Annotated in this window: 18 protein-coding genes; 9 read left to right on the top strand and 9 right to left on the bottom strand. The window is 74.4% G+C overall.

The window, feature by feature from the left end:
* Window positions 1-45: 45 nt before the first annotated feature.
* Window positions 46-1,173: an acyl-CoA dehydrogenase family protein gene (locus tag LTT61_RS13030; RefSeq protein WP_233020199.1), complete on the bottom strand. Its 1,128-nt coding sequence runs from the start codon at window positions 1,171-1,173 to the stop codon at window positions 46-48.
* A gap of 10 nt (window positions 1,174-1,183) precedes the next feature.
* Window positions 1,184-2,356 (bottom strand): acyl-CoA dehydrogenase family protein, encoded by a 1,173-nt coding sequence (locus LTT61_RS13035; RefSeq protein ID WP_233020200.1) that lies wholly within the window; start codon window positions 2,354-2,356, stop codon window positions 1,184-1,186.
* Between the two features lie 183 nt (window positions 2,357-2,539).
* On the opposite strand from LTT61_RS13035, the gene LTT61_RS13040 reads away from it, so the two are divergent.
* Window positions 2,540-3,298: a hypothetical protein gene (locus LTT61_RS13040; protein WP_233020201.1), complete on the top strand. Its 759-nt coding sequence runs from the start codon at window positions 2,540-2,542 to the stop codon at window positions 3,296-3,298.
* 234 nt (window positions 3,299-3,532) lie between these two features.
* On the opposite strand, the gene LTT61_RS13045 is transcribed toward LTT61_RS13040, so the two are convergent.
* Window positions 3,533-4,411, bottom strand: coding sequence for an SMP-30/gluconolactonase/LRE family protein (locus tag LTT61_RS13045; RefSeq protein ID WP_233020202.1), 879 nt, complete (start codon window positions 4,409-4,411; stop codon window positions 3,533-3,535).
* 65 nt (window positions 4,412-4,476) lie between these two features.
* Here LTT61_RS13045 and LTT61_RS13050 point away from each other — a divergent pair, with 65 nt between their 5' ends.
* The 4 genes from LTT61_RS13050 to LTT61_RS13065 are packed head-to-tail and all read left to right on the top strand — an operon-like array spanning window position 4,477 to window position 7,734.
* Window positions 4,477-5,106 (top strand): alpha/beta hydrolase, encoded by a 630-nt coding sequence (locus LTT61_RS13050; RefSeq protein ID WP_233020204.1) that lies wholly within the window; start codon window positions 4,477-4,479, stop codon window positions 5,104-5,106.
* 48 nt (window positions 5,107-5,154) lie between these two features.
* Window positions 5,155-5,529, top strand: coding sequence for a hypothetical protein (locus LTT61_RS13055; protein WP_233020205.1), 375 nt, complete (start codon window positions 5,155-5,157; stop codon window positions 5,527-5,529).
* Window positions 5,522-6,820, top strand: coding sequence for a hypothetical protein (locus LTT61_RS13060; protein ID WP_233020207.1), 1,299 nt, complete (start codon window positions 5,522-5,524; stop codon window positions 6,818-6,820). Before LTT61_RS13055 ends, LTT61_RS13060 begins: the two co-directional genes overlap by 8 nt.
* Entirely contained in the window at window positions 6,817-7,734 is a 918-nt protein-coding gene (locus LTT61_RS13065) for an ESX secretion-associated protein EspG (protein WP_233020209.1), read from the top strand. The genes LTT61_RS13060 and LTT61_RS13065 overlap by 4 nt, the downstream gene beginning before the upstream one ends.
* Here the strand turns inward: LTT61_RS13065 and LTT61_RS13070 are convergent, their stop codons facing one another.
* Both LTT61_RS13070 and LTT61_RS13075 read right to left on the bottom strand, forming a co-directional pair.
* A complete protein-coding gene (locus LTT61_RS13070) occupies window positions 7,735-8,382 on the bottom strand; it encodes a phosphoribosyltransferase (protein ID WP_233020210.1) in 648 nt (215 codons plus the stop codon).
* Between the two features lie 12 nt (window positions 8,383-8,394).
* Window positions 8,395-9,210, bottom strand: coding sequence for a carbon-nitrogen hydrolase family protein (locus LTT61_RS13075; RefSeq protein WP_233020211.1), 816 nt, complete (start codon window positions 9,208-9,210; stop codon window positions 8,395-8,397).
* A gap of 61 nt (window positions 9,211-9,271) precedes the next feature.
* Between LTT61_RS13075 and LTT61_RS13080 the strand changes: the two genes are divergently transcribed.
* Window positions 9,272-11,191: a DEAD/DEAH box helicase gene (locus LTT61_RS13080; RefSeq protein WP_233020213.1), complete on the top strand. Its 1,920-nt coding sequence runs from the start codon at window positions 9,272-9,274 to the stop codon at window positions 11,189-11,191.
* 85 nt (window positions 11,192-11,276) lie between these two features.
* The gene (locus tag LTT61_RS13085; RefSeq protein WP_233020214.1) at window positions 11,277-14,402 is read left to right on the top strand and encodes an AAA domain-containing protein; all 3,126 of its coding nucleotides are present in this window, start codon (window positions 11,277-11,279) and stop codon (window positions 14,400-14,402) included.
* A 104-nt stretch (window positions 14,403-14,506) separates the two neighbouring features.
* On the opposite strand, the gene LTT61_RS13090 is transcribed toward LTT61_RS13085, so the two are convergent.
* Both LTT61_RS13090 and LTT61_RS13095 read right to left on the bottom strand, forming a co-directional pair.
* Entirely contained in the window at window positions 14,507-15,709 is a 1,203-nt protein-coding gene (locus LTT61_RS13090; RefSeq protein ID WP_233020215.1) for an alanine racemase, read from the bottom strand.
* A gap of 47 nt (window positions 15,710-15,756) precedes the next feature.
* Complete coding sequence (locus LTT61_RS13095; protein WP_233020217.1) at window positions 15,757-16,236, bottom strand: TetR family transcriptional regulator; 480 nt, start codon at window positions 16,234-16,236, stop codon at window positions 15,757-15,759.
* A 394-nt stretch (window positions 16,237-16,630) separates the two neighbouring features.
* Here LTT61_RS13095 and LTT61_RS13100 point away from each other — a divergent pair, with 394 nt between their 5' ends.
* Window positions 16,631-17,383: a tyrosine-protein phosphatase gene (locus LTT61_RS13100; RefSeq protein WP_233020219.1), complete on the top strand. Its 753-nt coding sequence runs from the start codon at window positions 16,631-16,633 to the stop codon at window positions 17,381-17,383.
* 8 nt (window positions 17,384-17,391) lie between these two features.
* Here LTT61_RS13100 and LTT61_RS13105 read toward each other — a convergent pair whose 3' ends face one another.
* Both LTT61_RS13105 and LTT61_RS13110 read right to left on the bottom strand, forming a co-directional pair.
* Window positions 17,392-18,639, bottom strand: a complete 1,248-nt coding sequence (locus tag LTT61_RS13105; RefSeq protein ID WP_233020221.1) for a class I adenylate-forming enzyme family protein — start codon at window positions 18,637-18,639, stop codon at window positions 17,392-17,394.
* 91 nt (window positions 18,640-18,730) lie between these two features.
* Window positions 18,731-19,525 carry an enoyl-CoA hydratase/isomerase family protein gene (locus tag LTT61_RS13110; protein WP_233020222.1) on the bottom strand — a complete coding sequence of 265 codons (795 nt, stop codon included), beginning with the start codon at window positions 19,523-19,525 and terminating at the stop codon, window positions 18,731-18,733.
* Window positions 19,526-19,578: 53 nt separating this feature from the next.
* Here LTT61_RS13110 and LTT61_RS13115 point away from each other — a divergent pair, with 53 nt between their 5' ends.
* Window positions 19,579-20,607 carry a glutathione S-transferase family protein gene (locus LTT61_RS13115; RefSeq protein ID WP_233020224.1) on the top strand — a complete coding sequence of 343 codons (1,029 nt, stop codon included), beginning with the start codon at window positions 19,579-19,581 and terminating at the stop codon, window positions 20,605-20,607.
* Window positions 20,608-20,623: the final 16 nt, after the last annotated feature.

Consider the following 20,623-nt stretch of genomic DNA (forward strand, 5'->3'; position numbering starts at 1 on the left):
CGGGCGACGGGCCCGGAGGCCCGCCGCCCGCGTCCGGACACCGGTCTAGAGCTCGACCAGCGTGTGGTCGGCCACCCGGTCGCCGAGCACCCGCAGGTGCTCGAGCGTGCCGCCGAGCGTCCGCTCGATGGCGGTGAGCCGCGCGACGTAGTGGCTCACCGGGTACTCGGTGGTCACGCCGATGCCGCCGTGCATCTGCACCGCCTCCTGCCCGACGTGCCTGGCCGAGCGGGCGATCCGCAGCCGCGAGCGGGACGCGATCACCGGGTCCTCCGAGCCGTCGGCGAGCGCGGCGGTGAGGTACAGGCTCATGCTGCGCGCCAGCTCCAGCGAGACGTACATGTTCGCGGCGCGCTGGGTCAGCGTCTGGAACTTCGAGAGCGTGACGCCGAACTGCTTCCTGGTGCGCAGGTACTCGCTGGTCAGCCGCAGTGCCTCGGCCATCGCGCCGATGGCCTCGGCGCTCAGCGCGGCGTGCGCCCGCAGCTCGGCGGCCGCGATGGCCGCGCTGGCGTCGGTCGCCGTGCCGAGCAGCTCCGCCCGCGCGCCGTCCAGGACCAACTGGGCGCCGCGGCGCTCGTCGAGCGTGCGGTACGGGGTGCGCCGCACGCCCGCGCCCGCCGGGTCGATCAGGAACAGCCCGGTGCCGCCCTCCGGCAGCGCCGCGCTGACCACGATGCGGTCCGCGCTGTCGCCGTGCGGCACCGGGTTCTTGGTGCCGGAGAGGCGGTAGCCGTCGCCGTCCGCGGTCGCGGTGGTGCCGAGCTCCAGGTCGGGCCAGCGCGAGCCGGGCTCGGCGTGCGCGAAGGCGAGCAGCAGGCTGCCAGCGGCCACCTCGGGCAGGATCGCCTGCCGCTGCTCGGCGGTGCCGGCGAGGGTGATCAGCGCGCCGGGCACGATCACCGCGTCCAGCAGCGGCTCGGGGGCCAGCCTGCGGCCCACCTCCTCCAGGACCAGCATGGCCTCGACGGGCCCCGCCTCGACGCCGCCGTCCTCCTCGGAGAAGGTGAGCCCGAGCACGCCGAGCTCGGCCAGCCTGCCCCAGACGTCCCGGCTCCAGCCGAGGTCGGTCTCGACGACCTTCAGCCGCGACTCCGCGGTGTAGTTCTTGGCGAGCAGGTCGCGCACGGTGTCGCGGAGCAGCGCCTGCTCTTCGGTGAGCTCGAAATCCATGGCTCGCCCCTCACAGTCCGAGGATCGTGGAGGCGATGATGGTGCGCTGCACCTCGCTGGAGCCTCCGTAGATGGTGGTCTTGCGGTAGTTCAGGTAAGCCGGGCCGCTGCGCTGCGCCCACTCGGGCGAGGCGATGTCACCGGCGCCGACCGGGAGGCCGTCCGGGCCCGCGACGTCGAGCAGCAGCTCGGTCACCTCCTGCTGCAGCTCCGAGCCGCGCAGCTTGAGCACCGACGAGGCCGGGTTCGGCTTGCCCTCCTCGGAGTGCGAGACCACGCGCAGCTGGGTCAGCTCCAGCGCGAGCAGCTCGTTCTCCAGCTCGGCGATCCTGGCCGCGAAGATCGGGTCGGTGAGCAGCGTGCCCGAGCCGGACTTCGTCTGCGCCGCGAACTCCTTGGCCACCGCCAGCTTGACCTTGCTGCGGCCGACCGCGGTGATGCTGGTGCGCTCGTTGCCGAGCAGGAACTTGGCGTAGGTCCAGCCCATGTTCTCCTCGCCGACCAGCTGGTCGGCGGGCACCCGGACGTTCTCGAAGAACACCTCGTTCACCTCGTGGCCGCCGTCGATCAGCTTGATCGGGCGGATGGTGACGCCGGGGCTCTTGACGTCGAAGAGCAGGAACGAGATGCCCGCCTGCTTCTTCGGGGCGTTCGGGTCGGTGCGGACCAGGCAGAAGATCCAGTCGGCGTACTGGGCCAGGGTGGTCCAGATCTTCTGGCCGTTGACGATGTAGGAGTCGCCGTCGCGCACCGCGGTGGTGCGCAGCGACGCGAGGTCCGAGCCGGCGTCCGGCTCGGAGAAGCCCTGGCACCACCAGATGTCGAGCGCGGCGGTGGGCGGCAGGAAGCGCTCCTTGATCTCCTGCGAGCCGAACTGCGCGATCACCGGGCCGACCATCTGGGCGTTGAAGGTGAGCGGCTCGGGGACCGAGGCCAGCTGCATCTCGTCCTGCCAGATGTGCCGCTGCATCGGGGTCCAGTCCTTGCCACCCCATTCGACGGGCCAGTTCGGCACCGCGAGGCCGTTGTCGTTCAGCAACTTGTGCGTGGTCACGACGTCCGCGCGGGAGATCTCCCGCCCGTACTTGACCCGCTCCCGAATCTCCTCGGGGATCTGCGTCCGGTAGAACGTGCGCAGCTCGTCGCGGAAGGCAACCTCATCGGAGGACAGGGATATTTTCATACAAGGCTCCCGTTGTGTCTCGTTTCATCCGACTCGAACCCTACCCCCCGGTAATACACCGAGTCGATTGGATCACACGAGGTGCGGGCGATATCGCGGTTTGCGGTGCGGAGCGGCCCGGTGGAAACCAGGCCCACCTGGTACGTTGCTGGCGAAACAGGAGCCGCATCGAGGAGTGTTCGAGTGAAGCGCAAGTCCACCGCACGGATCGCCGCGACGGCGGCGTCGCTCGGCATGACGCTCACCCTCGCCGGAGTGCTCGCCGGCGGGGCGACCGCCGACACCGAGGCGACGGTGCGCGACCGGATCGCCGAACTCACCGCGGCGGCGGGCGAGGACGCGAGCGCCAGGGCGGGCGTCGGCGCCCTGCGCGACTACACCGAGCTGGTCGACGTGGCCGCGCTGCGCGACATCGCCAGTAACTTCACCCCGTTCGCCTACGCCGCGCCGACCTTCGGCTGCGGCAGCAACGGCCCGATCACCACGATCATCGCGGCCGGGGTGACCGACGGCACCCAGGCCAACTCGGCAGGCGCCGACCTGCACCCCGGCCAGCTGCGGTTCACCGCCTCCCCCGCGCACTCGGGCGCGCCGCTCGCCTCCGGACTCGCCGTCGCCTGGGTGAACGTGAACACCGGCGTCAGCGGGATGGATCCGCTGGACGACCACACCGAGCTGAACCTGCCCACGCTGTCCAAGACGGTGAACAGCGGCCCCGGCACGGTGGTGGCCTCGATGTGGGGTGTCATCGACTACCCCGGCGCGCACTGCGTGATGACGCCGACGGTCGGCGCCTTCGTCGTGCCCGACGTGCCTGCTCCGCCCGCCCCGGCCCCGGCCCCGGCTCCCGCCCCGGCCCCGCAGCCCGCGCCCGAACCCGCGCCCGCGCCGCCCGGCATCCCGGTGCCGGAGCTTCCGGTCATCCCGCTGCCCACTTTCTGAGCGCGCCGAGCCGTCCTCGGCTCCCCGCGCTGCCGACCCGGGCCACTCGCCCGGGGTGAGAGCCGGGATTACTCGCCCGGGGCCACCCGCCCGGGGTGAGCCGGGGTTACCCGCCCGGGATTACTCGCCCGGGGCCACCCGCCCGGGGTGAGCCGGGGTTACCCGCCCGGGGTTACTCGCCCGGGGTGAGCCGGGGTTACTCGCCCGGGGTGAGCCGGGGTTACTCGCCCGGGGTTACCCGCCCGGCGTGATCCGCAGGATCGAGCCGGCCTCGGTGCTCGCCAGCAGGGTGTCCGGGCGGGCCGGGTCGGCGGCGAGCGCGGTCAGCGGCTGGGTGCCGAGCACCGCGCAGCTGCCCCCGGTGGCCGGGTCGACGCGGACCAGCCTGCCGGTGAGCGTCGCCGCGTACAGCGCGCCGTCGTGGCTCAGCAGGTCGTCCACGTAGTCGGGGAGCCCGGCGGCGGTGAGGTCCGCGACGACGGTGTGCGCGCCCGGATCCGCGAGCGGAGCGCGGGAGACCCGGCCGAGGGCGTCACCGTTGCTGGTCAGGTAGGCGGTGTCGCCGTCGATGGCGATGCCGTTGGCGGCGGGGGCGGCGATGGACCAGCCCGGGTCGACCGTGCCGTCGGCCCGGAGCCGGACGACGCCGGTGGCGGTGGCGACGTAGAGCAGCCCGTCCGCGCCGAAGTCGGCGCCGTTGGGCATGGTCAGCCCGGTGGCGACGACCTCGGGCACCGGCGTGGCGGCGGCCGGGTCGAGCCGGAGCACGCCGCCGCGGTCGCCCGCGACCGGCGCGTCGCCGAAGACCACGTAGAGCAGCCCGTCCGGCCCGAGCCGCGGCGCGCCCGGGTACTCGACCGGAACGGTCGCGGTGAGCGCGCCCGCGGCGTCGTAGCGCTGCAGCTGCTGCCGCCACAGCCGGGCGACCCACAGGTTCCCCGCCGCGTCGACGGTCAGGTTCTCCGACCAGTCAAGCACCGGAACCCCGGCGGGCACCGCCACCTCGACCCCGGCCCGCGGGCAGCTCGGCGCCGCGTGCGCGGCGGGGACGGCCGCCCCGGCGGCGAGTACCGCGGCGATCAGGGAAAGCCGGACGGCGGTGCGGAACTTCACGAAGTGACCTCGGCTCGGGAGGGCCGGGCGGATTCGGTCCCCGGCGGCGCGGGCATGATCGTCGCATGCCCTACCTCACCGGCGCACGCGGCAGGCTGCACTATCGGCGCCGTCCGCTGGCCGATCCGCGCGCGGTGCTCGTGCTGCTGCCCGGCAGCGGGCAGCACAGCGGGCACTACCACCGGTTCGCCGCCCTGCTCGGCCGGGCGGAGATCGAAACGTGGCTCCTCGACACCGCCGGGCAGGGGCTGAGCGAGGGCGATCCGGCCGCGCCGGGCACGCTCGCCGAGCTCACCGCCGACGCGTCCGCGCTGCTCGGCGCGGTGCGCGCCGAGCGCCCGGCGGAACCGGTTGTGCTGATGGGACATTCGCTGGGCTCGGCCACCGCGCTCGGGCTGCTCGCCGATTCCGCGCCCGCGCTCGCCGGGCTGGTGCTCTGCGGCACGCCGCCGCGCGCGATCACCGCGCCCCCGCCGCCCGGATTGCCCGTTCTCGCCGTGCACGGCGTCGATGACCGGCGGACGCCGATCGATCCCGTCCGGGACTGGACTGCGCGCCACGAGTCGGTACATTTGTGCGAGTACTCCGACGCCGGCCACGATCTGCTGCACGAGCCGGTGCACGCGAAGGTCGGCGCGGACATCGCGGCGTGGGTACAGGATGTGACGGAGGGGCGGTCGCATCCGATTCGGTGATACGGACGGCGCCGGCGCGACCGCGGCGCTCCGGAGAGGGGGCTGGCGATGCGATCCAAGGTGGATGTCCTGCGCACGGCGGTGGACGACGGCGAACTGTGGATCGACGGGGTCCTGGTCGCCGACGGCGCGCCGGAGCGCTGCGCGCAGCGCTACGAGCAGCTGGCCGATCGGGTCGACGAGCAGATCGCGGCGCTCGCCGCGGCTGGCACGCTGCCCGGCTTCGGCGGCCTCGCCTCCGGCGCGGCGCTGCGCGGTGGTTTCGAGCGCAAGGCCGGGAACGCGGTCACCGCGCTGCGCGAATACGCGGCGGGCGCACGGGAACTCGCTGCCACGCTGCGCGCGGCGGGCGCGGCCTACGCCGCCGCCGACGTGACCGCGGCCGGGCAACTGGCGAGCGTGGCCGCGGTGCACCATGCGTGAACTGCCCCGCTCCGCCCAGCGCGGCGAGCACCTGCGCACCGACCCCGACTACGCGCCCCGGGTGGAGACCTTCGACAACCTCTCGCACCGGGAGCTGCACGCCGCGGTGAACCTGCTCGACCCGGCCGCGCTGAACGCGGGCGGCCGGCTCTGGCGCGGTTCCGGCGCCGGGCTCGCCGCCGCCGTCGAGGCCGCGGGCGCCGAGGTGCGCGCGGCCATGGCCGACGGGTGGCGCGGGCCCGCCGCCGCGAACGCGGCCGCCGCCGTCGCGGCGTTCGAACAGCGCGGGCGGGAGCTCGCCGATGTCATGGGCGTGGTCGGCGAGCGGCTGAACCGGGCCGGTGACGCCGCCGAGACGGTGCGCGCCGGGGTCGGCGCGCCCGCGGGCGGCGAGCCGGATCTGACGGCGGCGCTGCTGGATCCGGGGAGCGCTGCGGCCAATGTGGCGGCGCAGAAGGCGGCGGAAACGGCCAGGCTCGATGTCGTCCGGGTGATGGAGGACGTCTACGCGGGCGCCTTCCTGCCCACCGGCAACGGGATTCCGGCGTTCCCGGAGTTCGACGCGCCGGGTGGCATCGGCGCGGCGCCTCCCGCCGACGCCGCGGTGAGTGCGCGCGGCGGGTCCGGCAGCGAGGCCGGAGCCGCGCCGATCGCCGCGCCCGTAGCGCTCGCCACCGGCACCACGACGGACGACGAGGCTGCCGGGGCCGCTGCCGCGGCGGACGATTCGGCCACGCCGGAGGACGAAGCCGCGAGTACGGCGGTACCGGCCGGTGCGGAGTCAGGCACGGCCGCCGCCGCTACCCAGGCGGCCGGCTCCGCACCGGCGGGCACCGTCGCGGCTTCGCTCGCCGGCGCCGCCATGCCGCACATCGCCGTCCCGCACGCGGCCACCCCGCACTTCGCGAGCGGCACCGCGCCGGTCTCGGCCGGCGTTCCCGGCGTCATCCCGCCGACCGTGCCCGCCGACGATCGCAAGAAGCGGCAGGAGGAGCGGCGTACCTCCAAGCCACGCGAGTCCAGCGGCACCGAGGCCGTCACCGGGCTCGGCGCGGGCGCCATGGGCGGGCTGCTCGGCGGCGCGCTGGCGGCCTCGGAGACGACGCGCGCGGGCCACGGGATCAGCGCGCACCTGCCGCCGCGGCCGCCCGCCGCCGACCCCGACGACGACCTGCACTTCCCGGACGAGGAGCTCACCTACCTCGAGCCGGGCGACGACAACGGCACGCTCATCGGCTCGCTCGATCCCACCACGCCCCCGGTGCTCGGGGAGTGGTCCGAGCGCGAGTGAGGCGGACGCTGACGCCGGACCAGTTCGCGCTGGCCTGGAGCCGGACCGACGGGGACCGCATCCCGTACCCGCTCGCGGTGCGGCTCTCCGCCGCCGACAACGTGGAGCGCGCCGCGCAGCTCCCCGCTCTGCACCGCTGGCGCGACGAGCACCTGGACGCCGACCTGGAGGCGGCGCTCCGCGTCCTCGCCCGCCCTGCCCTGCGCGTCGAGCTCTTCGGCTACGGCCCCGCCGAGCCGGAGCGCCCGGCATCGGCGGCCGGGCAGCCGGAGTTCCGCCCCGCACAGCTCGAGCCGACGGCCCGGCGTACCGGCTTACCCGGAGACGCCGAATCCAGGGCCGGGCGAGGCGAATCGGGCACCCACCCGGCCGACCCCGGAACGAACCCGCCGAATTCCGGGCTCGGGGCGCCGATTCGCGTGCTCGGGGCGGTGGCGGGCGAGATCGCGGTCGTGGTCGCGCAGCTGCCCGGCTCCACGCCGGACCGCGGCGGCGACCTCCGGATCGCGGTCGGTTCGCCGGGCACCTTCGCCGCCCGGATGATCACCCCGCTCCCGCGCAACCGCGCGGGCACCCTGCCCGCGCTCACCACCCCGCTGGCCCGGGTCACCGAGGACAGCCGCGACCTGGTGACCGTCCCGGTCTCCGGCCCCTCGGTGCCCGCCCGCATCCGCCGGCTGCTCCGCGCCCCGCGCGACGGCATCGGCCAGATCGTGGTCTCGGTGCGCCGCGACGCGGGCGCGCTCGCGCCGTTCGGCGTGCTGTGCTGGATCGACGTCGCCGGGGACGGCCGCTACGCGGTGCGCACCGGCGCCGAGGTGGAGGTCACCCCGGTCACGGCGGAGAGCTTCGCGGGCAGGCTGCGGCCCATGCTCACCGCCGCGGGCCGGGTGACGCCGCGCGCGGTGTGGTGATCAGCGGGCCCGCAGCACCGCGGTGACCTCGGCGTCGGCGAGCTGGTGGAAGTCCTGGTACACGGTGCCGACCCCGCCGAGCTGCTCCGGCACCAGCGGGCACACCACGTCGTCGGCCTCGGCGGCGGCCCGGCGCAGCGCCTCCGGCGAGGAGACCGGCACCGCGACAAGCACCAGCGCCGGACGCTGGCGGCGCAGCACCCGGCAGGCGGCCACCATGGTCGCCCCGGTCGCCATGCCGTCGTCCACCAGCACCACCACCCGCCCGGCCCGCGGCACCGCCGCCGCCCCGGCCCGCCAGGTGGCGCGGCGCCGCTCCAGCTCGGCCCGCTCGGCCACCTCCACCCCGGCCAGCGCCACCCGCGTCAGCCCGGTGTGCGCGAGCACGTCGTCGTTCAGGACCCGGGCTCCGTCCTCGCCGATCGCCCCCGCCGCCAGCTCCGGCTGCCAGGGCACGCCGAGTTTGCGGACCAGCAGGATGTCGAGCGCGCCCCCGACCACCTCGCGCGCACCGGCCGCCACCGGCACGCCGCCGCGTGGCAGCCCGAGTAGCAGCGGACCGGGGGCTCCCGCCGCCGCGACGAGGCCCCACTCGGCCAGCTCGCCCCCGAGCACACGACCGGCCGAAGTCCGATCGGTGTAGATCATCGTCCCCCGACGCTACTCCGGAACGCGCTCCACCACGGTGAATCGGCGCAGCTCCAGGCTCGGATTCGCGCGCCGGACGGCGGCGAGTTCCGCGGCGTCGACGGCGGCGGTCAGCACACCGGGCTCGGCGCCCAGTTCGGCGAGCACCGCGCCCGCCGGGCCGACGATCATCGACGCGCCCGCGCCGCGCGGCTCGGCCTGGTCGGCGGCGGCGACGTAGACGGTGTTCTCGATGGCCCGCGCGCGCAGCAGCGTCGTCCACTGGTCGACCTTGCCCGGACCGGGGATCCACTGCGCGGGCAGCAGCAGCACCTGCGCACCGGCCGCAGCCACCCGCCGCGCGCCCTCGGGGAAGCGCAGGTCGAAGCAGGTCTGCAGCCCGAAGACGGTGTCGCCGACGGTGAACACCGGCGGCTCGGTGATGGCGCCGGGCGCGACCACGTCGGACTCGCGGTGCCCGAAGGCGTCGTAGAGGTGCACCTTGCGGTAGGTGGCGACGAGCTCGCCGCTCGGGTCGAGCACGACGAGGGTGTTGTGGATGCGCTCCGGCTCGTCCGGCACCTCCTCCACGATCCCGGCCACCAGGTGCACGCCGAACTCCTTCGCCAGCGCCCCGAGCCCGGTGACGAAGGGCCCCGTGAGCGGCTCGCGGACCGCGACCACCCGCTCGTCGAGCCTGGTCACCGCGTACATCGCGTACTCGGGGGCGAGCACGACGGCCGCGCCGCGCCCGGCGGCATCGGCGACCGGTTCGCGCAGCGCGCGGAGGTTGGCGACCGGATCGGTGGATGGCGCGAACTGGACGACCGCGACGATCGGTGACGACATGGGAACCACGGTATGGCCCGGCTGCGGGTGAGACCACCGCCACGCAGTAAACTGCTGGTCAATGAGCATCAATGAGGTCGACACCGTTCCCGGCGACAATGGGGACCCCCGCGAAGGCGAGGGTACGACCGGCGATTTCGCGACCGGCAGCCCGGTCACAGCGGCGACGCACGGTTCCACCGGCAGCACCGAGGGCGGCTCCACCGTCGAGACCAGCGCCGATTCGCCCGCAGAGCCCGCAGCCGACGCACCACCCACCTTCGCCGAACTCGGCATCGATGAGCGGATCCTGCGCGCCATCGCCGATGTCGGCTACGAGTCGCCGTCGCCGATCCAGGCCGCGACGATCCCGCCGCTGCTGGCAGGCGCCGACGTGGTCGGCCTCGCGCAGACCGGCACCGGCAAGACCGCGGCCTTCGCCATCCCGATCCTGATGGGGCTGGACACCGCGGACCGGAAGCCGCGCGCGCTGGTCCTCGCGCCGACCCGCGAGCTCGCGATCCAGGTCGCCGAGGCGTTCGGCCGCTACGCCACGCACATCCCCGGGCTGAACGTGCTGCCCATCTACGGCGGGCAGAGCTACGGCGTGCAGCTCTCCGGGCTGCGCCGCGGCGCCCAGGTGGTGGTCGGCACGCCCGGCCGCGTCATCGACCACCTGGAGAAGGGCACGCTCGACCTCTCCGGGCTGCGCTACCTGGTGCTCGACGAGGCCGACGAGATGCTCAAGATGGGCTTCCAGGAGGACGTCGAGCGCATCCTCGCCGACACTCCGAACGACAAGCAGGTCGCGCTCTTCTCCGCGACCATGCCCGGCGCCATCCGCAAGATCTCCAAGCAGTACCTGCACGACCCGGTCGAAATCACGGTCAAGTCGAAGACCTCGACCGCCACCAACATCACCCAGCGCTGGGTGCAGGTCTCGCACCAGCGCAAGCTGGACGCGCTGACCCGGATCCTCGAGGTCGAGTCGTTCGAGGCGATGATCCTCTTCGTCCGGACCAAGCAGGCCACCGAGGAGCTCGCCGAGAAGCTGCGGGCCCGCGGCTTCTCCGCCGCCGCGATCAACGGCGACATCGCGCAGAACCAGCGCGAGCGCACCATCGGGCAGCTCAAGTCCGGTGCGCTGGACATCCTGGTCGCCACCGACGTCGCCGCCCGCGGCCTCGACGTCGACCGCATCTCGCACGTGGTGAACTACGACATCCCGCACGACACCGAGTCGTACGTGCACCGGATCGGCCGCACCGGCCGGGCCGGGCGCTCCGGCGAGGCGCTGCTCTTCGTCGCCCCGCGCGAGCGGCACCTGCTCAAGTCGATCGAGCGCGCCACCAGGCACCCGCTCACCGAGATGCAGCTGCCCAGCGTCGACGACGTGAACGCGCAGCGGGTCAGCAAGTTCGGCGACGCGATCACCGACAACCTCTCCTCGGAGAACCTGGCGCTCTTCCGCACCCTGATCGAGGAGTACGAGCGCGAGCACAACACCCCGCTCATCGACATCGCGGCGGCGCTGGCGGTCGGCTCGCACGACGGCAAGAACTTCTTCATGCAGCCCGAGCCGGAGCCGGTCGAGCGCCCGCGCCGGGAACGCCCGGAGCGGCAGCGCGGCTTCGACGACGAGGGCGGCGGTGGCGGTGGCGGCCATCACCGCGGCACCGGCGCCGAGCTGGCCACCTACCGGATCAGCGTCGGCAAGCGGCACCGCGTGGTGCCGGGCGCGATCGTCGGCGCCATCGCCAACGAGGGCGGGCTGCGCCGCAGCGATTTCGGGCACATCAGCATCCGGCCGGACCACAGCCTGGTCGAGCTGCCCGCGAACCTGCCCGCCGAGACGCTGGAGGCGCTGCGCCGCACCAGGATCAGCGGCGTGCTGATCCAGCTGCAGCTCGACCACGGCTCGCCGCAGCACCGCGCGATGCCGCGCGGGCCGCGCCGCGAGGGGCCGTGGCGCGCGCCGGAGCGGCGCAAACCGCGGTCCTGATCCCCCGTTTCGCGCGGTGAGCACCGTAGTCTTGCCGTCGATTCGCCGACACCGGTGAGCCCGCGACGAGACAGGAGGGCCGCGTTTGCTCGTCATCGGTGACGTGGTCGTCGCCGCACCGGCCGACCTGATCGCTGCCGCGCGCTGCGAATTCACGGTGCTGCGCGCCCTGGACGCCGAGATCGCCGCGCCGCGCGCGGATTCCGCCGCCGAGCTGGACCGGTTGCTGGCCGGGAACGAGCGCACGCTCGCCGCGCTGCGCGGCGGCGTGGCCGAGATCACCGATGCCGTGCTCTTCGACGGGCGCACCGCCGCGAGCGCGGAGCGGCTCGTCCGCGCGGACCACCGGGTGCGGTACACCCCGGTCGCCGCGAACGCCGCCGACCCGGTGCGCGCCGCGCTCGAGCTGGCGGCCTGCGCCGACCTGCTGAGCGCCGCGGGCGCGCTGCCCGCGCCGGTGCTGCGGATCGGCGGCACCGAGCTCCCGCTCGACGCCGCGCTCCCGGTCTACCTGGCGCGGCGGGCGCGCTTCGAGCACATCGTCGCCGAGCAGTCCGCCGAGCTGCTCCCGGTGCAGTGGGGCGACCCGCGCTACCTGGCCTGCGGGCGCTGCGCCGCCTGCCGGGCGGCGGCGCGCAGCGCGCGGGACGTCGGGCTGGTGGCCGGGATCGACCCGGGCACGGCGGCGCTGCTGCGCGCCGCCGGGATCGGCACCGTCGACCGGCTGGCGAGCTCCACCGCCGAGCTGCCCGGGCTGCCGGTGCGCACCGCGACCGCACTGCGCAGGCAGGCGCGGGTGCAGGTGCGCGCGGAGGCCGCCGGGCACCCGGTCGCCGACACCGCGGGAGCCGACGCGCTCTCCGCGCTGCCGCCGAGCACGCCCGGCGATATCGGGATCGCGGCCGCGCCCGGCCCCGCCCTGCTCGTGGCGGGGCCGGACTTCGCGCTGCGCATACCCGTCGGCGCGAACGGGTTACGGCCGGTCCTCGAGCGGCTGCGGGCCGAGCTCCCCGGCGCGCACCTCTACCACCACGGCGCCGAGGTGCGCGCGCTGCTGCACGCGCACCAGACCGGCCCCGGCGACGAGGAGCTGCTCGAGGAGCTCTTCGCCGCGGACGCCGTCGTCGACCTCGCGCCGGTCGTGCGCTCCACGCTGGTCCTGGCGGGGGAGCCGGAGCCCTCCCCCGAGCCGCTGCTGCCCGGGGTCAGGGCGCCGGTCTACCGGGTGACCCAGGTAGCCGCCGCCCTCGACCGCCTGGTCCCCCGCGACGCGGGCGAACCCGTCGCGGAGACCGACGCCGACCGCGTCCTCCGCATCCGCGCCGCCCTGCGGGCACTCGCGGACCGGTACGGCATCCCGCCCCGCCCCCCGCTCCCCCGCGTGCCCGACCCGGACGGCCCCTCCTCCCTGGAGGCGGCCCTTGCCGAATTCGCCCGCGCCCGCGCCGATTCCGGGCACCCGGCGGCGCTGCTCGCCGATGCGCTCGGCCACCACCGCAGGCAGCGCGGCCCGCTCTGGGACGCGCACCGGGCGCGCCGCGCCGACCCGGTGGCGGACTGGGCCGACGAGCCGGGCGTGCTCGTCGCCGAGTGGGGCACCGTCGACACCAAGTGGCACCGCCCCCCGCACGGCACCGGGCTGCGCCGCTACCTCACCCTCACCGGCCGCTTCGGCACCGGCGCAGGCAGCCGCCTCGGCTCCACCGTCCCCGCCCCCGGCACCCCCGTGCACGCCTACTACGACCACCCCGACCCCGCAGCCCCCGGCCTGCGCACGGTCACCGCCGCCGTGGTGCTCGGCTGCTCCCCCGACACCGAGTTCGCCGACACCGTCCGGCTGGAGGAGGTGCTCCCCGAGGGGAGGGAGCCCTCCGACGCCATGCCCATCGCCCTTGCCCCGCGCCCTCCGCACCCGGACCGCGCCGTCGAGCGCGCCCTGGAGGAGCTCGCCGACACCGTCCTGGTCACCCTCCCGGACATGCCCGCGGGCGCCCCCTTCGACCTGCTCGCCCGCCGCCCCCCGCGCCTGCGCGGTGACCTGTCCGGCCTCCCCCCGGTGCACGGCGACCACGCCGCCGCCATCACCGAGGCCGTGCGCGCGCTCGACGATTCGGTGCTCGCGGTGCAGGCGCCCGCGGGCACCGGCAAGATCTCCACCATCGCGCGGGTGGTGGCCGGGCTGCTCGCCGGGGACCGGTGGCGGATCGGCATCACCGCACCGGACGGCCACCGTACCGTCGAGCAGCTGCTCGATGCCGTGGTGCGGGCCGGGGTGCTCCCCGAGCTGGTGGCCAAGAAGGACGTGATCTCGGTGGCCCCGGAGTGGGCGGTGATCGACGGCGCCCGCTACCCGCGCTTCCTGGAGACCGCGGTGAACGGCTGCGTCGTCGGCGGGCTGCCCGCCGACTTCGCCGACCCCGCGCGGGTGCCGCGCGGCGCGCTCGACCTGCTCATCGTCGCCGACGCGGGCCGCTGCGCCCCGGCCGACGCACTGGCCGCCGCGGTCAGCGCCCGCTCCCTGCTGCTGCTCGGCGACCTGGAGCACGCCGGGCCGCCGCGCTCGGCGCTCGGGCTGCGGATCGGACCGCACCGGACCGTCCCGGCCGCCACCGGCTATCTGCTCGACCGCACCAGGCGGCTGCACCCGGCGGTGTGCGGCCCGCTCTCCGCACTCTGGTACGACGGGCGGCTCGGCGCGGCGCGGACGGTGCCCGGCGGCCGCGCCCTCGACATCGTGCCGCCGGGCATCGAGACCGTGCTCATCCCGCACCGCGGCCACAGCACCGTCTGCGAACCCGAGGCGCGGGAAGTCGTGCGCCGGGTCCGCACCCTGCTCACCGGCACCTGGACCAGCGGGAGCGGCGCCCGCAGGCTGCACCCGCACGACATCTTCGTGGTGGCGCCCTACGGCCCGCAGGTGGCGCTGATCCGGACCCTGCTGGAGCGCGCCAGGATCGACGACGTGCTGGTCGGCACCCCGGAGCGGTTCCGCGGCAGGGAGGCGGCGGTGGTGCTGGTCTCGGCGACCGTCTCGGCGCCGGTGGACGCGCCCGGCGCGGTGCGCGCGCTGGTGGCCGCCCGGATGCTGCGCGCCGCGCTCGGCCGCGCCCTGTGGCACGCCACCATCATCCGCTCACCGCTGCTCACCGAGTACCTGCCCGCCGACCCGGCCGAACTGGCCGAACTCTCGGCGCTGCTGCGGCTGAGCTGAATTCACCCACACAATTCCAGGCGGAAGTTTGTGCGCCGTACCGACCGTCACAGATAAATGGACCAATCGGTATGCGAACAATTCTCACCACTACCGGACCGAATTCAGCCGAAGCACTTTCCTTCGCCGCGATAGGTCGGCACCTCGGTGCGGCCGCCGTCGGCGTCGACGAGGAACAGCCGGTCGAAGCGCTCGCACAGCTCGCCCGCCTTGGCATGCCGGAACCAGACCCGGTCGCCGAGCCGCAGCCCGCGCGCCCCGGCCAGCGGAGTCTGCACCTCGCCCGCGCCCTCGGCCCCGAGCAGCCGCAACCGCCCCGGCCACACCGGCTTCGGCACCCGGGCGGCACCGGCCGGGCCGGAGGCGATGTAGCCGCCGGCGAAGACCGTCGCGATCGACGGCGTCGGCCTGCGCAGCACCGGGAGCGCGAAGTAGAGCGCGGGGCGCGGGGTGAAGGAGCGGTAGTTGTCGAAGAGCGTCGGCACGTACAGCCCGGACCCGGCGGTCACCTCGGTGACCGCCGCGCTGCCCGCGCTGACCTCGACCGAACCGGTGCCGCCCGCGTTCACGATCTCCAGCTCGCCGACGACCGCTCGCACCGCATCGACGACCCGCGCGCGCCTGCCCCCGATCTCCGCGGCCGAGGCCCGCTTCACCAGCCGCACCGCGGGGTTGGCGTCCGGCAGCCCGGCGATCTGCGCCTCGTAGGTCATCACCCCGACCACCGCGAACCCCGCGCGCTTCGCGGCGTAGGCCAGATCCGCGGCCTGCTCGGGGGTGCGCAGCGGGGAGCGGCGCACGCCGAGGTGCAGCGGGCCGAGCCGCAGCGAGGCGTCCACGTCGAGGCAGACCCGCAGCCCGGCGCGGTTGCCGGTGGCGGCGGCGATCAGCTCCAGGTGCGCGGGGTCGTCGATCATCAGGGTGACGGCGGCGCGGGCGGCGGCGTCGGCGGCGAGCTCGGCCAGCGCGGCGCGGTCCACCGTCGGGTAGCCGAGCAGCACATCCGCGGCACCGGCCCGGACCAGCCACAATGCCTCGCTGAGCGAGTAGGCCATGATGCCGCGGAAGCCACCGGAGGCGGTCAGCCCGGCGCCGAGCACCTCCTCGAGCACCGCGCGGCAGCGCACGGATTTGCTCGCCACCCGGATCGGGGTGCCGCCTGCGCGGCGCACCAGATCGGCGGCATTGGCGCGCAGCCGGCTCAGGTCGAGCGCGGCGAGCGGCGGGTCGAGATCGGCCGTCGCGGCATGCAGGCGGGCGATCGGCGGGGTCGCGGCCGCGGGCCGCGCGAGGTCGATGGCGGGCACCCAGTAACTAGACCACCCAATTGGTCAAACGTCCAGCAAAGCGCCGATCAGTTCTCGACGGCGCGCGCGGCCAGGCTGCTCACCAGGTCGTCCAGCACGACGAGCATGGTCTCGTCGTCGCAGTCGGAGAGCCAGCGCAGCACGGTGCCGTGCAGCACCGAGACGGCATACGCGGCCACCGCCTCCACCGGCTCCAGCCACTTCATCCCGGAGCGCTCCGCGCACAGCTCGAGGAAGGCGACAGCCTGCCGATCCATCTCGGCGAAGATCCCGGCCGTGCCCGCGCTCGGCAGGCAGCCCGCCCCCGTCTCCCAGCGCAGCCGCAGCGACTGCAGGGTGCCCTCGTAGGCCCGCACCTGCTTGACCGGCGCGCCCTTGACCAGCGGCCAGTACGCGCTCATCCCGGCGTGCAGCAGCACCCGGAGCCCGCGCATGCCGCCGTGATCGAGCGAAGCGGCAGCCTGCTCGACCGCTTCGGAGATCGTCGGCCGCAGCCGGGTCTTCACCATCTCTCCCCGTACGCTCAACAACGACTCCCTCGACAGAACTGGAGCACCGGAAACCGAACGCTCATCCCCGAAATTGCGGGACTCCCGGTCTATCATCCGGCAATGGTAAGTGCTTCCGGGGTTTGAGCCCAGCGCTCACCGGTTATTCCAGACTAAAAGAATGTTTTGTTATCCAACCGGAACGCCTTCGCAATCGACCATGCTCGCCGCCATCCCCGCGGGACGCATGTTCCGGGCCGTCGGCAACCGACGGCCGACATGGGGGCAGCACCGATGCTGCCACCTCGAACGACCACTGTACGGCCGAATCCGGACCACGCTGTCCGGATGTGCGTGATGCCACAGGCTACATCGATTCGTTGCAGGCATACAGCCCGGTGCCGCCCCGGCACCAACCGTTAGCCTGGGCAACGTGACCGTCTCGCCCTCCGCCGACCACCTGCGGCTCTCCGGCACCTTCAACTTCCGTGACGTGGGCGGGCTCCGCACCGCCGGGGGCGGCACCGTCCGCTCCGGCGTGCTGCTCCGCTCCGCCGCGCTCGCCAACCTCGACGCACGGGGACGCACGCAGCTCCGCGATCTGAACGTCACCGCGGTGCACGACCTGCGCGGCCTTCGTGAGATCGATCACTTCGGCGCCGACGTCGTCCCGGACGGCGTGCGCGTCGCCGTCACCCCGTTCGACTCCAGGATGGGCGAGGCGCCGCCGCACGACGCCATGGCGACCGACACCGCCCGCACGCACATGCTCGAGGTCTACCGCCTCTTCCCGGCCATGCCGGAGGCGAACCTGGCCATCCTCGAGCTGGCCGGGTCGATCGCGAACGGCACCGGGGCGACCCTGGTGCACTGCGCGGCGGGCAAGGACCGCACCGGCTGGGCGGTGGCGACGCTGCTGCGCGCGGTCGGCGTCGCCGAGGACGAGGTGCTCGCCGACTACCTGCGCAGCAACGACGCGGTGCCCGCGCTGCGCGAGATGATCGCCGCCGCTGGGGCCGAGCAGGACACCGAGGTCTCCGACGACCTGCTCGGCGTGCGCCCCGAGTACCTGGCCGTCGCCACCGACGGCGTGCGCGAGTTCCACGGCGACCCGGAGCGCTACTACACCGCGCTCGGCCTCACCGGCGAGCTGCGCGACCGGCTGCGCGCCCGCCTGCTCGACTGACAGCCCGCTCAGCGCGCGACGCCGCGCCGGACCAGCCCGTCCGGCTCGATGGTGACCAGGTCGCCGGTGTGGAACCAGGTGCCGGTGAAGCGGGCGGCGGTGGTCGCCGGGTCGTTCCAGTAGCGCCGGGTGACGTTGGGCCCGCGGCAGAGCAGCTCGCCGCGGCCCGCGTCCGCGCGCGGCCCCCAGAGCGCCAGCTCGGTGCCGCCGAACGGGAAGCCGAGCACGCTGCCGGTCGCGCGGAACGCCGCGGCATCGGCGGTGTCCTCGGTCGAGAGCCCGATCCCGCTGGTCTCGGTGGCCCCCCAGACCGACCACTGCCTGGCCTCGGGGAAGGCCGCGCGCAGCGCGTCGGCGAGCACGCCGGGCGCAGCGGCCCGGTCCGCCCGGTGCCCGGCCTTGCTGATCCTGGCCACGTGCTCGCGCCCGGCCCCGCCCGCGGTGAGCGCGGGCAGCAGCTCGGTGAAGATCCGCGGGGTGCCGGAGACCATGTCCACCCGCTCGGTCTCGATCGCCTCGGCCAGCCGCGCCCGATCCGGGACGAGCACCACCGTCCCGCCGACCGCGAAGGTGGGCAGCACCTGGTCGACGCAGCCGCTCGCGTGCGCCAGCGGCAGCAGCACCAGGTTGCGCAGCCCGTCGGTGGGCAGGTCGAGCGCGGAGACGACCGAGCGAATCGCGGAGAGCAGGTTCTCGTTGGTCAGCTCGACCCCGCGCGGGGCGGACGAGCCGCTGGTGTAGCAGAGCAGGGCGAGGTCGTTGAGCGCGGCGCCGTCGTCGATGAAGGCGGCGCCGTCCGGCATGCCGGACGCGGCGGAGTTCCTGATGCCGCCGGTGCCGAGCACGAAGTCGGCGCCGCTGTCGGCGATCACCCGCGCCGCCGCGGCGGCGGGCAGCGCGGCGTCGACCAGGACCGGCACCGCACCGCTGAGCAGCGCGCCGAGGAAGGCCTGCACCCAGCGCGCGCCGCCGGGCAGCTGCACCGCCACCCGGTCGCCGTAGCCGATGCCGTGCTCCTGCAGCCCGCCCGCGATCCGGGATGCGGAGTACCACAGCTCCCGGTAGGTGAGCCGCGGCCCCCCGATCTCCACCACGGCCTCGCGGGTGGAGAAGGCGTGCGTCTGCAGGTCGAGCAGCTCGGTGAGCGCCGGGGTCAGGTTGCCGTAGCGGAGCACGCCGTCCGCGCCGCGGGCGAGCGGGTTGTCGCAGACGCGCTGCGCAGACAGCGGAAATTCGACGATGAACTGCTGCGACATGGATCCTCCGGTGCCTCTACCGTCCAGGCACCTCCGACTATATGACCCACATCACAATCTCGTGGCGATAGCCGGAGAACGTGTCCGCCGATCACCGCCCGGTGTAGGTCGCCTTCCCTGGCCCCTGCTGCAGGAAGCTGCGCACCCCGCCGCGCAGATCCTCGGTGCCGAAGAGCGCGCCGGAGACCTCGGGCGTCACCGAATCCGCGTGCGCGACACCGCCGGAGCGCCAGGCGCCGATGATCTCCTTGGTCGCGGCGTGCGCCCGGGTCGGGCCGTCGGCCAGCCGGGTGACGAGCGCCTGCGCCGCCGCCTCGACGTCCTCGTGCACCCCGTTCACCACGCCCCACTCGGCCATGACGGTGGCGGCGTAGAGATCGCCGGTCATCACGAACTCGCGGGCCCGGCCGGAGCCGGCGCGCTCGGCCAGCCGCTGCGGCCCGCCCATCGACGGGGTCAGCCCGACCACCGTCTCCACCAACCCGAATCTGGCCGTCGGCGTCGCCAGGATGATGTCGCAGGCCAGCGCGATCTCGAAGGCCGCGGTGAGGGTGAGGCCGTGCGCGGCGAAGACCACCGGGCAGGGCAGCGCCTCGAGCGGCTGGATGATCGTCTCGAAGAGCGAGCGCCACAGCTGGGCGCCCTGCTCCACCGTCAGCCCCTCGAAGACGTGCACGTCCACCCCGCCGGAGACCACCTTGCCCTCGGCGCGCAGCAGCAGCGCGCGCGGCGGGTGTGCGGTGAGCTCGGCGATATCGGCGACCAGCGCGTCGAACAGCGGCTGGTCGAACAGGTTCAGCGGCGGGTTCGCCAGGGTGAGGACGGCGAGCTCGGCGCCGGAATCGGTGCTGCGGCGTTCCAGGCGTGTCGGTTCGGTTCCGCTCATGTCGGGAGAGCGTAGGCGGTGGGTTCCCGGCCCGGCGTGCCAGACTGGGGCACGTGACCACGTCGGCAGAGGATCGCTCCGGTTCGCAGGGCAGTTACGTGGAGCCGGGCGAGTTCAAGCGGGACACCAACTACATCACCACCCGGATCACCGCGGACGGCCGCGACGGCTACCCGGCGGAGGCCGGGCGGTACCGGCTGGCCGCGGCGCGGGCCTGCCCGTGGGCCAACCGCACGCTGATCGTGCGCAGGCTGCTCGGCCTGGAGGGCGCGCTCTCGCTCGGGCTCTGCGGCCCCACTCACGACAAACTGAGCTGGACCTTCGACCTGGACCCCGGCGGCGTCGACCCGGTGCTCGGCATCCCCCGGCTGCGCGACGCCTACCTCGCCCGGTTCCCGGACTACCCGCGCGGCATCACCGTGCCCGCCGTGGTCGAGATCGCCACCGGCCAGGTGGTCACCAACGACTACCCGCAGATCACCCTCGACTTCTGCACCGAGTGGACCGAGTTCCACCGGGAGGGCGCGCCCGACCTCTACCCGGCGCACCTGCGGGACGAGATCGACGAGGTCGCGCGGAAGAACTTCACCGAGGTCAACAACGGCGTCTACCGCTGTGGCTTCGCCGGCGACCAGGACGCCTACGAGCGCGCCTACGCCCGGCTGTTCACCCGGCTGGACGAACTCACCGAGCGGCTCGCCGGGCAGCGCTACCTGGTCGGCGACACCATCACCGAGGCCGATGTCAGGCTCTTCACCACGCTGGCCCGCTTCGACCCCGTCTACCACGGCCACTTCAAGTGCAACCGGACCAAACTGAGCGAGATGCCGGTGCTCTGGGCCTACGCCCGCGACCTGTTCCAGACCCCTGGATTCGGCGACACCATCGACTTCGGCCAGATCAAGACGCACTACTACGCGGTGCACCGGGACATCAACCCAACCGGTGTGGTCCCGGTCGGCCCCGACCTGGCGAATTGGCGCACCCCGCACGGCCGCGAGCAGCTCGGCGGGCGCCCGTTCGGCGACGGGACGCCGCCGCCCCCGCCGCGCGCGGGCGAAGAGGTTCCGGCCCTCGGCTGAGCGGGGAACCCGGCGG

Source organism: Nocardia asteroides (genome assembly GCF_021183625.1).
Lineage (GTDB): Bacteria > Actinomycetota > Actinomycetes > Mycobacteriales > Mycobacteriaceae > Nocardia > Nocardia asteroides_A.

What these genes read in the sequence shown, in the direction of transcription:
- LTT61_RS13070 (WP_233020210.1), bottom strand. Translation starts at nt 8,382, where the DNA reads ATGATCTACACCGATCGGACTTCGGCCGGTCGTGTGCTCGGGGGCGAG.
- LTT61_RS13035 (WP_233020200.1), bottom strand. Translation starts at nt 2,356, where the DNA reads ATGAAAATATCCCTGTCCTCCGATGAGGTTGCCTTCCGCGACGAGCTG.
- LTT61_RS13060 (WP_233020207.1), top strand. Translation starts at nt 5,522, where the DNA reads ATGCGTGAACTGCCCCGCTCCGCCCAGCGCGGCGAGCACCTGCGCACC.
- LTT61_RS13080 (WP_233020213.1), top strand. Translation starts at nt 9,272, where the DNA reads ATGAGCATCAATGAGGTCGACACCGTTCCCGGCGACAATGGGGACCCC.
- LTT61_RS13050 (WP_233020204.1), top strand. Translation starts at nt 4,477, where the DNA reads ATGCCCTACCTCACCGGCGCACGCGGCAGGCTGCACTATCGGCGCCGT.
- LTT61_RS13055 (WP_233020205.1), top strand. Translation starts at nt 5,155, where the DNA reads ATGCGATCCAAGGTGGATGTCCTGCGCACGGCGGTGGACGACGGCGAA.
- LTT61_RS13030 (WP_233020199.1), bottom strand. Translation starts at nt 1,173, where the DNA reads ATGGATTTCGAGCTCACCGAAGAGCAGGCGCTGCTCCGCGACACCGTG.
- LTT61_RS13110 (WP_233020222.1), bottom strand. Translation starts at nt 19,525, where the DNA reads ATGAGCGGAACCGAACCGACACGCCTGGAACGCCGCAGCACCGATTCC.
- LTT61_RS13075 (WP_233020211.1), bottom strand. Translation starts at nt 9,210, where the DNA reads ATGTCGTCACCGATCGTCGCGGTCGTCCAGTTCGCGCCATCCACCGAT.
- LTT61_RS13105 (WP_233020221.1), bottom strand. Translation starts at nt 18,639, where the DNA reads ATGTCGCAGCAGTTCATCGTCGAATTTCCGCTGTCTGCGCAGCGCGTC.